This is a genomic window from Alsobacter sp. R-9 (assembly GCF_054612375.1).
Genome location: NZ_JBTSWJ010000003.1, coordinates 118,229 through 131,236 on the forward strand (window position 1 = coordinate 118,229; position 13,008 = coordinate 131,236).

A 13,008-nucleotide genomic window follows, 5' to 3' on the forward strand; every position below is an offset into this window, starting at 1 on the left:
GTCATGGCGAATGTAGAGATGTCTCAAGATAGACAACCATATGCGACAATTGCGATCCAAATTAAACGGCACATTTGAAAGAAGAATTCCTCCTTTATTAGGAAGCAGAATTCCACTGGCAGCACTGATTCAGACTCTCGCCGTTGCTGAGCACTTGAATTTTCGCCACGCCGCCAATGCGCTCGGCGTCAGCCTGTCGAGCGTCAGCGCCCGCGTGAAGACGCTGGAGGAAGACCTTGGCATCCTCCTGTTCGAGCGTCATGCGCGGGGCGTCCGACTGACAGAGGCCGGTCGCCGCTTCGTCGAGCATGTCGCGGCAGGCGTCGATGAACTCGACCACGCCGTAAAAACGGCGGGCATGGCGGCAGCAGGGGAATGCGGCCGTTTGCGTATCGGCGTCCACGCCCTCATTCCTGGCAGCTTCCTGGCAGAGTTGATCGAGCGATACCGTAACGAGCATCAAAGTATCGAAATCGAGATCACGGAGGGCACGGCCCGAGAGGCGGTCATGCAACTGCGCGCAAACCGGCTCGACATTGTATTCGTAGCCGGAACACCCGAATTGCCCGATTGTCACACGCGGCGAATCTGGACAGAATCGCTTGCCGTCGCGCTTCCGGAGCGGCATCCGCTCGCCGAACAGTCCTCTGTGACCTGGGCTAATTTAACCGAGGAAACATTCCTTGTCCGCTATGGCGGCACCGGGCCGCAGGTGCAGGACCATATTGTGCTGCGTCTCGCCGGGCGATGGTCTGCACCGTCGATCCTGCGTTTCAATGTCGAGCGCGGCACGCTGCTTTCGATGGTCGGTCAAGGCTTCGGCATCACCATCGTCGGGGCGGCCACGTCGCTGCTTCAAACGTCCGGCGTGGTTTTCTTACCCATCGCGGATGAACCCGAGCCGGCGTCGTTTTCTGCCGTGTGGTCGCCATTCAATCAAGGCGCGGCTCTCCGAAACCTGCTCACTCTCGCCAGTGAAATAGGCCGGGCCAATCCGACCGGATTGAGCCGTCGCGATTCGATTCAGCCCGTTGCGCAGCAGTAACAACGCGGGCGATAACTAAAGCGCAACCCATCCTATTCGCCGCCGATAGTATCCGGCAGCCCTCCCGCATCCTCTTTCCTGTTGCCTGTCCCATAATTGCCTACTCTCTGATCGGCTCCGTCCCTTTTCTCGACTGGAGCCTTTATGCGCGGAGGCCGAATCCTTTGGGGTCAGATCGCCGTGGTCTTCACCATCGTTCTGGTGATGACCTGGGCGGCGACGCAATGGACCGCATGGCGTCTCGGCTTTCAGGCACAGCTTGGCAATCCGTGGTTCGAGCTGGCCGGCTGGCCGATCTACTACCCGCCTGCGCTGTTCTGGTGGTGGTATGCGTTCGACGCCTACGCGCCTTCGATCTTCGTCGAGGGCGGCGCTATCGCGGCATCGGGCGGCATCATGTCCATCGCCGCCGCCATCACCATGTCCATCATCCGGGCGCGGGAGGCGCGCAACGTCGCGACCTATGGTTCAGCACGATGGGCGGAAGACAAGGAAATCCGCGCCGCCGGATTACTCGGTCCCGATGGCGTCCTGCTCGGCAAGCAGGATCGGGAATATCTGCGCCACGATGGGCCGGAGCATGTCCTATGCTTCGCGCCGACCCGCAGCGGCAAGGGCGTTGGCCTTGTGGTGCCGACGCTGCTGACCTGGCCCGGAAGCTGCATCGTCCACGACATCAAAGGGGAGAACTGGACGCTGACGGCGGGCTTTCGCGCGAAGCACGGTCGCGTCCTGCTGTTCGATCCGACCAACGCCAAATCGTCGGCCTACAATCCGCTGCTGGAGGTCCGGCAAGGCGAATGGGAAGTCCGCGACGTGCAGAACATCGCGGATATTCTGGTCGATCCCGAAGGCAGCCTCGACAAGCGCAACCATTGGGAAAAGACCAGCCACAGCCTGCTTGTCGGCGCGATCCTCCATGTCCTCTATGCCGAGGCCGACAAGACACTGGCTGGCGTCGCCAACTTCCTGTCCGACCCGCGCCGTCCCATCGAGGCGACGTTACGGGCAATGATGGACACGCCGCACCTAGGCGAAGCCGGCGTTCATCCCGTCATCGCATCGTCAGCGCGCGAGCTGTTGAACAAGAGCGAGAACGAGCGGTCGGGCGTGTTGAGCACCGCCATGTCGTTCCTGGGACTGTATCGCGATCCGGTGGTGGCGCGCGTCACGGCGCGCTGCGACTGGCGCATTGCCGATCTCGTCGGAAGCAAGGAGCCGGTCAGTCTCTATCTCGTCGTCCCACCGTCCGACATCAACCGCACCAAGCCGCTCATTCGCCTGATCCTCAATCAGATCGGCAGGCGGTTGACCGAGGAATTGAACACCACCAGCAAGCGCCATCGGTTGCTGTTGATGCTCGACGAGTTTCCCGCGCTCGGCCGCCTCGACTTTTTCGAAAGCGCCTTAGCCTTCATGGCGGGCTACGGCATCAAGAGTTTTCTGATCGCGCAGAGCCTCAATCAAGTTGAACGCTCCTACGGCCCGAACAATTCCATCCTCGACAACTGCCACGTCAGAGTCGCCTTCGCCACGAACGATGAAAGGACGGCCAAAAGAGTTAGCGACGCGCTCGGCACCGCGACCGAAATGCGCGACTCCACCAATTACGCCGGCCACCGCCTCGCGCCGTGGTTAGGACATTTGATGGTGTCGCGGCAGGAGACGGCCCGGCCGCTGCTCACGCCGGGCGAGATCATGCAGCTTCCGCCATCCGACGAAATCGTGATGGTCGCGGGAACGCCGCCGATCCGGGCCGCAAAGGCGCGCTATTTCGAAGACGCGCGGTTGATGGAACGCATCCTGACCCCGCCCGATCCGGCAGCCAATCCCACCGCCGCGCCGTCATCCGACGATTGGTCGAGCCGCGTGGTGTCGGCAGCGAAGCCCACAGTCGCGCCCGCGCCCGGAGCGACCGAGAGCGATCCGGCCAATGCCGGCATCCGCCGCGAGCCGGAATTGCCGGAGCATGAGGAAATCGTCGCGCCGCCACGTCCGCCCGAACAGGAGTTCGACTTGCCGGACGACGAGCCGGACGTTGACGCCGCCAAGGCCCGCGCGCTGCGCCAGCGGATGCGGGTGGTCGCGCGGCAAGCGTTGCTCGACCCCGGCGACGGTATCGAGCTTTGAAGGACACGCCCATGACCACCAAAACCCGGATGAACGTCTATTTCGAGTTTGAGCTATTGAAACAGGTCGAGGCGCTGGCGCTGCGCCGGCAAGTGTCGAAATCCGCGATCATCGAGGCGGCCGTCGCGTCCTTCCTATCCGGCGACACTTCGGATCGGCTGGAGGCGGCGATGTCGCGACGCCTCGACAAGCTCGGCCGCGAGATCCACGCGCTCGACGAGGATCTGGCCGTGCTCGGCGAAACCGTTTCGCTGTTCGTCAACATCTGGCTTGCCTCCACGCCGCCGCTGCCGGAGAGCGCGCAAGCATCCGCGCGCGCGAAAGGAGCCGAACGGTTCGAGGGCTTCATGCAGACGCTCGGCCGGCGTCTTGCGACCGGCGACAGGTTCCTCAAAGAGTTGTCGCGCGATGTCGATTCGCTTCGTGACAGTCCTACGCAAGATCAATCCGAGGCGACGGGCGATCCATCCTGAATATTCAACCCGTCCTATTCGCCGCCGATAGCCGCCGATCACCGCATCCGTTTCGATAGTTGTTGAATCGGTCCGACTTCCGCCTTTCTTAATCAGCCCCGTTGCGGGGACCGTCAATTGCGCCCCGTCAGGAAATGGGGCCGAGATTGACCACCACACATCATAAGCCGGAAGCGGTCCAGCGCGGCGCGCGCATGTTGCGCACCGCGCTCGGTGCAGCCATCGCCAGCTTTCTGGAAGACCCGGCCGTGGTCGAGGTCATGCTGAATCCAGATGGTCGCATCTGGATCGACCGACTTTCCGAAGGGCTGGTCGATACGGACGAAACCATGTCTCCGGCGGATGGCGAACGCATCGTCCGTCTTGTTGCTCACCATGTAGGCGCGGAGGTTCATGCCCGCGCGCCGCGCGTGTCGGCGGAATTGCCGGAAACCGGCGAACGATTCGAGGGGCTTTTGCCGCCTGTTGTCGCCGCGCCGGCCTTCGCCATCCGCAAGCCCGCCGTCGCGGTGTTCAGCCTCGACGACTATGTGGCGGCCGGCATCATGTCCGCCGACCAGGCCGCGACGCTGCGCGCGGCCGTCGCGTCGCGTGCAAACATCCTCGTCGCAGGCGGCACGTCCACCGGCAAGACGACGCTGACCAATGCGCTGCTCGCCGAGGTGGCGAAGGGCGCGGATCGCGTCGTCATCATCGAAGACACGCGCGAGCTGCAATGCACCGCGCCCAACCTCGTCGCCATGCGGACGAAGGACGGCGTGGCGACGCTCTCCGACCTTGTGCGCTCGTCGCTGCGCCTGCGCCCCGACCGCATTCCCATCGGCGAGGTGCGCGGCGCGGAAGCCCTCGACCTGCTCAAAGCCTGGGGCACCGGCCATCCAGGCGGCATCGGCACCATCCATGCCGGCACAGGCATGGGCGCGCTGCGCCGCCTTGAACAGCTCATTCAAGAGGCTGTCGTCACCGTCCCCCGCGCCCTGATCGCGGAAACCATCGACCTCGTTGCCGTCCTCGCCGGTCGCGGTTCCGCGCGCCGGCTCGCCGAACTCGCCCGCGTCGAAGGGCTGGGGCCGGACGGCGATTACCGCATCACCCCCGCCAGCACAGGAGAACCCGAATGATTCAATCCGTCTCGCACATCCGTCGCCGCTTCGCGACGGCCACAGCTTTCGTGACCGTCACGCTGCTCACGGCCCCGGCCGCCCATGCGTCCGGCTCGTCGATGCCGTGGGAGCAGCCCTTGCAGCAAATCCTGCAATCCATCGAAGGGCCGGTTTCCAAGGTCATCGCCGTTATCATCATCATCGTGACCGGCCTCACGCTCGCCTTCGGCGACACCAGCGGAGGCTTCCGCCGCCTCATCCAGATCGTGTTCGGCCTGTCGATAGCCTTCGCCGCGTCGAGTTTCTTCCTGTCGTTCTTCTCGTTCGGCGGCGGGGCGCTCGTTTGATGGCGGCCGTCCTCGAACAACTCGACGCGGTGCCGGGATTTTCCATTCCCGTCCATCGGGCGCTGACCGAGCACATCATGCTCGGCGGCGCACCGCGCTCCATCGCTATCATGAACGGGACGCTGGCCGGGGCCGTGGGCCTTGGCCTGCGTCTTTGGCTTGTCGGGCTGGCGATATGGGCCATCGGCCATTTCGCAGCCGTATGGGCGGCGAAGCGCGACCCGCTCTTTGTCGAGGTCGGGCGGCGGCATCTGCGCATCCCCGCGAACCTCGCAGCGTGAGGGCGCGGCCATGATGAACCTTGCCGAATATCGCCGCACCGCCAGCCGGCTTGCCGACTTTCTGCCGTGGGTGGCGCTCGTCGCCGAAGGCGTCGTTCTCAACAAGGACGGCAGCTTTCAGCGCACGGCGAAGTTTCGCGGTCCCGACTTGGATTCCGCCGTCGCGGCCGAGCTGGTCGCGGTCGCCGGCCGCATCAACAACGCTTTCCGCCGTCTCGGATCGGGTTGGAGCATTTTCGTCGAGGCGCAGCGCAGCGAAGCCGCGACCTATCCCGACAGCACGTTTCCCGATCCCGCATCGGCCTTGCTCGACGCCGAGCGCAAAGCCGGTTTCGAGGAAGCCGGCACGCATTTCGTGTCAGGCTATTTCCTGACCTTCCTCCATCTGCCGCCCGCCGAGGAAGCCGCTCGCGCCGAGACATGGCTTTACGAGGGCCGCGAGCAATCGGGCGTCGATCCCCATGAAGTCATGCGCGCCTTCATCGACCGCACCGACCGCGTGCTCGCATTGCTCGACGGCTTCATGCCGGAATGTGCATGGCTCGACGATAGCGAGACGCTGACCTTTCTTCATTCCTGCGTCTCGACGAAACGCCATCGTGTCCGCGTGCCGGAAACGCCGGTCTATCTCGACGCGCTGCTCACAGACGAGCCGTTGACCGGCGGACTGGAGCCGCGCCTTGGCGGCCAGCATCTCCGCGTTCTCACCATCGTGGGATTCCCCACCGCGACGACACCGGGCCTGTTCGACGATTTGAACCGGCTGGCGTTCCCGTATCGTTGGAGCACGCGCGCGATCCTGCTCGACAAGACCGACGCTACCAAACTGCTCACGAAGATCAGGCGGCAATGGTTCGCCAAGCGCAAGAGCATCGCCGCGATTCTGAAAGAGGTGATGACGAACGAGGCGTCCGTTCTCGTCGATACGGACGCGGCGAACAAGGCCGCCGACGCCGACATGGCCTTGCAGGAGCTTGGGGCCGATGTCGCCGGTATGGCCTATGTCACGGCCACCATCACCGTATGGGACGCCGATCCCCGGATAGCCGACGAGAAATTGCGCCTCGCCGAAAAGGTCATCCAGGGCCGCGATTTCACGGCGATGGTCGAGACGGTCAACGCGGTTGACGCATGGCTCGGCAGTTTGCCTGGCCACGCCTACGCGAACGTCCGGCAGCCGCCTATCAGCACTTTGAATCTCGCCCACATGATCCCGCTTTCAGCGGTGTGGGCGGGGCCGGAACGGGACGAGCATTTCGGTGCGCCCCCTCTGCTTTATGCAAAGACCGAAGGCTCGACCCCGTTCCGGTTATCCCTCCATGTCGGCGACGTGGGCCATACGCTTGTCGTCGGCCCGACCGGAGCGGGCAAGTCGGTGCTGCTCGCGCTCATGGCCTTGCAGTTCCGGCGCTATCCCCGTTCCCAAGTCTTCGCGTTCGACTTCGGCGGCAGCATCCGGGCCGCGTCGCTCGCGATGGGCGGCGACTGGCACGACCTGGGCGGCGGCCTGACAGAAGGTTCCGACACTTCCGTTTCGCTCCAGCCGCTCGCGCGCATTCACGACACCTATGAACGCGCCTGGGCGGCCGACTGGATCGTGGCGATCCTCATGCGCGAAGGCATCGCGATCACGCCGGAGGTGAAGGAGCATCTTTGGACCGCGTTGACCTCGCTAGCTTCCGCGCCCGTCGAGGAACGCACCATCACCGGCCTTGCGGTGCTGTTGCAGTCCAACGACCTGAAACAAGCCCTTCGGCCGTATTGCGTCGGCGGTGCTTATGGCCGGTTGCTCGATGCCGAGGCCGAGCAGCTTGGCAGCTCGGACGTGCAGGCGTTCGAGATCGAGGGGCTTGTTGGCACCGGCGCGGCCGGTCCGGTCCTGGCCTATCTCTTTCACCGCATCGGCGACCGGCTCGACGGCCGCCCGACGCTGCTCATCATAGATGAAGGCTGGCTTGCGCTGGACGACGAGGGTTTCGCCGGCCAGCTCCGCGAATGGTTGAAGACGCTCAGGAAGAAAAACGCTTCCGTCATCTTCGCCACGCAAAGCCTGTCCGACATCGACGGCAGCAACATCGCGCCCGCGATCATCGAGAGCTGCCCGACGCGGCTGCTCCTGCCGAATGAACGCGCCATCGAGCCGCAAATCACCGCCATCTATCGGCGGTTCGGCTTGAACGACCGGCAGATAGAAATCCTCGCGAGGGCGACGCCCAAGCAGGATTATTACTGCCAGTCGCGGCGCGGCAATCGCCTGTTCGAGCTGGGCCTGTCCGAAGTCGGCCTCGCGCTCTGCGCCGCATCTTCCAAATCCGACCAGACGCTCATTGCGCAGATCGTCGCCGATCACGGCCGCGACGGCTTTCTCGCCGCGTGGCTCGCCGCCCGCGATGTCGGCTGGGCCGTCGATCTTCTTCCCGGCTTCCCGACGCTCATCCCCCAAACCGAAAAGGAGTTCCGCTCATGACCATTCGTCGTTTCCGTTCGCGCGCTTTCTGCATAGCCGCGACCGTGTTCGCCGCGCCGCTCGCCATCTCGCCCATGCTGGCGACGCCGGCAGCCGCGCAATGGATTGTCTATGATCCGACCAATTACGCGCAAAACGTGCTGACTGCCGCGCGCGCCCTCCAACAAATCAACAACCAGATCACCAACCTGCAAAATCAGGCGCAGATGCTCATCAATCAGGCGCGCAATCTGGCGAGCCTGCCGTTCTCCGCGCTCCAGCAGATTCAGCAGAACGTCCAGCGCACGCAGCAGCTTTTGAGTCAGGCGCAGAACATCGCCTTCAACGTCCAGCAGATCGACCAGGCGTTCCAACGCCAATACGGCAACGTGTCGATGTCGGCAACCAACCAGCAGCTTGTCGCTGATGCACGCGCGCGCTGGCAGAACACCGTGGGCGGCTTGCAGGACGCGATGCGGGTTCAGGCTGGCGTCGTCGGCAACATCGACACCAACCGCACGCAGATGTCGGCGCTTGTCGGTCAGAGCCAGGGCGCGACCGGCGCGCTGCAAGCCACGCAGGCGGGCAACCAGATTCTCGCGCTCCAGTCGCAACAGCTTTCCGACCTAATCGCGTTGCTCGCCGCCAATGGCCGGTCAAGCGCGCTGACAGAGGCCGAGCGAGCGGCAGCCGCCGACCAGGGCCGCGAGCAACGCCGCCGCTTCCTCACGCCGGGCAGCGGCTACACGCCCGGCAATGCGCAGATGTTCAACAACGGCAATTGAGGGCGGGCGCATGGACGGCAAGTTGCTGGCGCGCATCGGCGCAATCGTGTTCGTCGCCATCGCCATCACGGCGACAGCCATTCAGATGACCCGAAAGGAAGACGTGCCGGCAGAGGCGCCGGCACGTCCTGTCCAGCCCGACAGCGACCCGCTGCGCGCAGGGCAGCGGCGGTGCCAGCAGCTTGGGCAGAAAGCGGCCGACGATGCGGAATGCCTGCGCGTATGGGCCGAAACCCGCGACCGCTTTCTCGGCCGGACCCACGCGCCGGCCGCGCCGGAAGGGCGGTGACGCATGGGCGGCGCTGGCGTCATCGACAATTTTCTCGGCACCTTCACCCGCTACATCGACAGCGGGTTCGGGCTGCTATCCGGCGAAGTCGCCTTCGTGGCGACAACGCTCATCGTCATCGACGTGACGCTCGCTGCGCTGTTCTGGAGCTGGAGCGCGGATGACGACATCATTGCCCGGCTGGTGAAGAAGACGCTGTTCGTCGGCGTCTTCGCCTATCTTATCGGCAACTGGAACAACCTTGCGAAGATCGTGTTCGACAGCTTCGCGGGCCTTGGCCTGAAGGCGAGCGGGACGGGATTTTCGGCCGCCGACCTGATGCGGCCCGGCAAGGTGGCGCAAACCGGCCTAGACGCCGCCCGGCCGCTTCTCGACTCCATTTCCGACCTCATGGGTTGGGTGTCGTTCTTCGAGAACTTCATCCAGATCGCTTGCCTGATGTTCGCCTGGGCGCTGGTCATCCTCGCGTTCTTCATCCTCGCCATCCAGCTTTTCGTGACGCTGATCGAGTTCAAGCTGTCCACCTTAGCCGGCTTCGTCCTCATCCCGTTCGGGCTGTTCGGCAAGACCGCGTTCATGGCCGAGCGCGTGCTTGGCAACGTGATTTCCAGCGGCATCAAGGTTCTGGTGCTCGCCGTCATCGTCGGCATCGGCTCGACGCTGTTCTCGCAATTCACGCAAGGCTTCGGCGGGCAGACGCCGAGCATCGACGACGCAATGGCTATCGTGCTCGCGGCGCTGTCGCTCGTCGGCCTTGGCATATTCGGTCCCGGCATCGCGTCCGGTCTTGTCAGTGGCGGGCCGCAGCTTGGCGCGGGCGCGGCAGTCGGCACCGGCCTTGCCGTTGGCGGCGCTGCCCTTGCCGCAGGCGGCGCGGTCGGCCTTGCCGCAAAGGGAGGCGCGGCGGCCGTGCGCGGTGGCGCGACCACAGCCGGCGCGGCATCCGCCGCTTATAGCCTTGGTTCGTTCGGGCAGTCCGGCGCGGCGGGCGTCGCTTCCGGCCTGGGCGGCGTGGCGCGCGCCGCAGGCAGCGCGGCCACATCGCCGCTGCGTCGCGCGGCCGCAAGCGTCAAATCCAGCTTTGCCGATGGCGTGAAGGCCGGGTTCGGCGCGACCGGCGGCACATCGACCGCTGGCACGGTTGGCGGCGCGTCCGCATCCGCGCCGGCCGCTGGCGCATCGCCCGGCTGGGCGCAGCGGATGCGGCAGGGCGGACACACCGCCCATGCCGTTCAGACAGCCGCGCACGCCGTCCGCTCCGGCGACGGCCATGCCTCCAGTTCTTCCGTCAACCTCTCTGAAAGCGACCGCACATGAGCATCTTCAAGCGACCCGCCGTGCATTACGGCAAGACCCCACAACCCGAAACGCCATATCAGCGCGCCGCGCAGGTTTGGGACGAGCGGATAGGTTCTGCTCGCGTCCAGGCTCGCAACTGGCGCTATATGGCGTTCGGCAGCCTGATCCTATCGGCCGGCTTCGCGTCCGCCCTTGTCTGGCAGACCGCACGCGGGACTGTCGTGCCCTGGGTGGTTCAAGTGGACAAGCTCGGCCAGGCGCAAACCGTCGCGCCGGCCACCGCCGACTATCGGCCGACAGACCCGCAAGTGGCGTGGCATCTGGCGCGCTTCATCGAGCAGGTCAGGAGCATCCCCGCCGATCCCATCATTGTCCGGCAGAACTGGCTTCGCGCCTACGAATGGACGACCGACCAGGGCGCGGCGGCGCTCAACGATTATGCGCGCGCCAACGACCCGTTTGCAAAAGTCGGCAAGCAACAGGTTTCGGTCGATGTGTCGAGCGTCATTCGCGCCTCGCCCAATAGCTTCCGCGTGGCCTGGACCGAGCAGCACTATGAAGACGGCAAGCTCGCCACCACGGAACGATGGACCGCGATCCTGACCATCGTGATTCAGCCGCCGCGCGACGCCGACCGGCTGAAAGCCAATCCGCTCGGCATCTACGTCAACGCAATTTCGTGGTCGCGGGAGATGAGCCAATGAGAGCATCCATCCACACGCCCGCTGTCGCGGCCGTCCTGCTCTCCGCGACTATGTTGGCCGGCTGCGCGACCTACAAGCCGCCGCAAATCAGCTACGACGCCAACGTGCCGCCATTGCCGGCCGTGCCCGCCGCCGTCATCGACACGACGCCGAAGCCGTTGCATATCCCGCCAGCCTGGACCCCCGCCAGGGGAGGCACGGCAGCCGGCACGCCGCTTGGCCGCGTCGAGAACGCCAACGCCGCCGCCCGCGTGCAGCCGCGCCGCGAAGGCTATTACAACGCCATCCAGATTTATCCCTGGAGCGAAGGCGCGCTCTATCAGGTCTATGCCGCGCCCGGCCAGATCACCGACATTGCGCTTGAGCCGGGCGAGAGCCTGACCGGCGCGGGACCGATTGCAGCCGGCGACACGGCGCGCTGGATCATCGGCGACACGGAATCCGGCTCCGGCGTCACCCGCCGCGTGCATATCCTTGTGAAGCCGTCCCGGCCGGACCTCACGACGAACCTTGTCGTGACCACCGACCGGCGCGTTTACATGCTCGAGCTGCGCTCGGATCAGAAGCCCTATATGCCCGCCGTCGCCTGGGCCTATCCGCAGCCACCAGCCAACCAGCGGCAGGCGGTGCCGGCCACCCCCGTCATTCCGGCCGCCGCGGCGCGCAACTACCGCTATGGCCTGACCGGCGACAATCCGCCGTGGAAACCCGTCGCGGTCTATGACGATGGCCGCAGGGTCTATGTCGAGTTTCCGCGCGGCATCGTGCAGGGCGAAATGCCACCCATTTTCGTCATCGGCGCGGACGGCGAAGCGCAAATCGCCAACAGCCGCATCTATCAAAACATCCTGATCGTGGACCGCCTGTTCGGCGCGGCCGAGCTGCGCCTTGGCGGCGGCAAGAGCCAGCAGACCGTCAGGATTGTCCGCACGGACGGGAGGCCATCGTAATGACCGATACCGAAACCAACACCGCCGCTCCAATGCGGCTTCGTGCCGAACCGCCGCGCGTCACCCGCCTGTCGCGCAAGGTGCTCGCTAGCGCGGCGGCCGTCGCGCTTGTCGGGATCGGTGGAACGCTGATCTATGCGCTCCAGACCCGCGCGCCCGGCGACGGAGGCAAGGAGCTGTATTCGACTTCCAACCGCCAGCCTGCCGATGGCCTCGCCGGGTTGCCGAAGGATTATACCGGCCCGGTCCTGGGGCCGCCGCTGCCAGGCGATCTTGGCCGCCCGATCCTCGACGCGCAGAACAGGGGGCAGCCGGTTGTTCCGCCGACGATCACCGCGCCGGCCGTAGATCGCGCCGAGGAACGCCGGCTCGCCGAGGCAGAATCCGCGCGCACCAGCCGCGTGTTCTTCCAGACCGAGGCGCGCACCGCGAGTCCGCCCGGCACGTCCACGCCGGGGCTTGCCGGCCTCGACCTTGCCAACCTCACAGGGCAGCCCGGCCAGCAGACCGCGCAGGACAAGCAGCTTGCTTTCCTCAATGCGCCGGTCGATCGCCGCACCACATCGGCGGATCGCGTCACGGCTCCCGCATCGCCCTTCGTGCTTCAGGCCGGGGCCGTGATCCCGGCCGCGCTCATCACCGGCATCCGCTCCGACTTGCCCGGCCAGATCACCGCCCAGGTGACGGAGCCGGTCTATGACAGCCCGACCGGGCGCATCCTGCTCGTGCCGCAGGGGACGCGGATCATCGGCCAGTATGACAACAACGTGCAGTTCGGCCAGCGGCGCGTGCTGCTCATCTGGAATCGCCTCATTTTCCCGAATGGCCGCTCTATCGTGTTGGAGCGGCAGCCGGGCGCGGACAGCCAGGGCTATGCCGGGCTTGAGGATGGCGTCGATTATCATTGGGGCGAATTGTTCAAGGCCGCGCTGCTCTCGACCGTTCTTAGCGTCGGCTCGGAAGCCGGCTATTCGGGCAACGAGAGCGACATTGCCCGCGCTCTGCAACAGGGCGCGTCGAACAGCACCAGTCAGATCGGCCAGCAGATCGTCGGACGCCAGCTCAACATCGCGCCGACGCTGACCATCCGGCCGGGCTTCCCGGTCAGGATCGTGGTCACGCACGACCTTGTGCTCGAACCCTACAGGAGTTGACC

13 protein-coding genes are annotated in these 13,008 nt (G+C 65.2%); all 13 read left to right on the forward strand.

Going from position 1 to position 13,008, the window contains the following annotated elements; translation table 11 throughout:
- Nucleotides 1-115: 115 nt before the first annotated feature.
- The 13 genes from ACX9GQ_RS06035 (at nucleotide 116) to ACX9GQ_RS06095 (ending at nucleotide 13,006) form a co-directional block, all read left to right on the forward strand.
- A complete protein-coding gene (locus ACX9GQ_RS06035; RefSeq protein WP_459628982.1) occupies nucleotides 116-1,045 on the forward strand; it encodes a LysR family transcriptional regulator in 930 nt (309 codons plus the stop codon).
- A gap of 144 nt (nucleotides 1,046-1,189) precedes the next feature.
- Nucleotides 1,190-3,175, forward strand: a complete 1,986-nt coding sequence (locus ACX9GQ_RS06040; RefSeq protein ID WP_459628647.1) for a conjugal transfer protein TraG — start codon at nucleotides 1,190-1,192, stop codon at nucleotides 3,173-3,175.
- Between the two features lie 11 nt (nucleotides 3,176-3,186).
- The gene (locus ACX9GQ_RS06045; protein ID WP_459628648.1) at nucleotides 3,187-3,648 is read left to right on the forward strand and encodes a ribbon-helix-helix domain-containing protein; all 462 of its coding nucleotides are present in this window, start codon (nucleotides 3,187-3,189) and stop codon (nucleotides 3,646-3,648) included.
- Nucleotides 3,649-3,782: 134 nt separating this feature from the next.
- Nucleotides 3,783-4,769: a P-type conjugative transfer ATPase TrbB gene (gene trbB / locus ACX9GQ_RS06050; RefSeq protein ID WP_459628649.1), complete on the forward strand. Its 987-nt coding sequence runs from the start codon at nucleotides 3,783-3,785 to the stop codon at nucleotides 4,767-4,769.
- Nucleotides 4,766-5,098 (forward strand): TrbC/VirB2 family type IV secretion system protein, encoded by a 333-nt coding sequence (locus tag ACX9GQ_RS06055; RefSeq protein ID WP_459628650.1) that lies wholly within the window; start codon nucleotides 4,766-4,768, stop codon nucleotides 5,096-5,098. The genes trbB and ACX9GQ_RS06055 overlap by 4 nt, the downstream gene beginning before the upstream one ends.
- The gene (locus tag ACX9GQ_RS06060; protein WP_233023572.1) at nucleotides 5,098-5,379 is read left to right on the forward strand and encodes a VirB3 family type IV secretion system protein; all 282 of its coding nucleotides are present in this window, start codon (nucleotides 5,098-5,100) and stop codon (nucleotides 5,377-5,379) included. The genes ACX9GQ_RS06055 and ACX9GQ_RS06060 overlap by 1 nt, the downstream gene beginning before the upstream one ends.
- Nucleotides 5,380-5,389: 10 nt before the next feature.
- On the forward strand, nucleotides 5,390-7,846 hold the full coding sequence (gene trbE, locus ACX9GQ_RS06065; RefSeq protein WP_459628651.1) for a conjugal transfer protein TrbE: 2,457 nt from the start codon (nucleotides 5,390-5,392) through the stop codon (nucleotides 7,844-7,846).
- The gene (gene trbJ / locus ACX9GQ_RS06070; RefSeq protein ID WP_459628652.1) at nucleotides 7,843-8,610 is read left to right on the forward strand and encodes a P-type conjugative transfer protein TrbJ; all 768 of its coding nucleotides are present in this window, start codon (nucleotides 7,843-7,845) and stop codon (nucleotides 8,608-8,610) included. The genes trbE and trbJ overlap by 4 nt, the downstream gene beginning before the upstream one ends.
- A gap of 10 nt (nucleotides 8,611-8,620) precedes the next feature.
- Nucleotides 8,621-8,899: a putative entry exclusion protein TrbK-alt gene (gene trbK-alt, locus ACX9GQ_RS06075; protein ID WP_459628653.1), complete on the forward strand. Its 279-nt coding sequence runs from the start codon at nucleotides 8,621-8,623 to the stop codon at nucleotides 8,897-8,899.
- A 3-nt stretch (nucleotides 8,900-8,902) separates the two neighbouring features.
- A complete protein-coding gene (gene trbL / locus ACX9GQ_RS06080) occupies nucleotides 8,903-10,216 on the forward strand; it encodes a P-type conjugative transfer protein TrbL (RefSeq protein ID WP_459628654.1) in 1,314 nt (437 codons plus the stop codon).
- A complete protein-coding gene (trbF, locus tag ACX9GQ_RS06085) occupies nucleotides 10,213-10,902 on the forward strand; it encodes a conjugal transfer protein TrbF (protein ID WP_459628655.1) in 690 nt (229 codons plus the stop codon). The genes trbL and trbF overlap by 4 nt, the downstream gene beginning before the upstream one ends.
- A complete protein-coding gene (gene trbG, locus ACX9GQ_RS06090) occupies nucleotides 10,899-11,852 on the forward strand; it encodes a P-type conjugative transfer protein TrbG (RefSeq protein ID WP_459628656.1) in 954 nt (317 codons plus the stop codon). The genes trbF and trbG overlap by 4 nt, the downstream gene beginning before the upstream one ends.
- Nucleotides 11,852-13,006 carry a TraB/TrbI/VirB10 family type IV secretion system protein gene (locus tag ACX9GQ_RS06095; RefSeq protein WP_459628657.1) on the forward strand — a complete coding sequence of 385 codons (1,155 nt, stop codon included), beginning with the start codon at nucleotides 11,852-11,854 and terminating at the stop codon, nucleotides 13,004-13,006. The genes trbG and ACX9GQ_RS06095 overlap by 1 nt, the downstream gene beginning before the upstream one ends.
- Nucleotides 13,007-13,008: the final 2 nt, after the last annotated feature.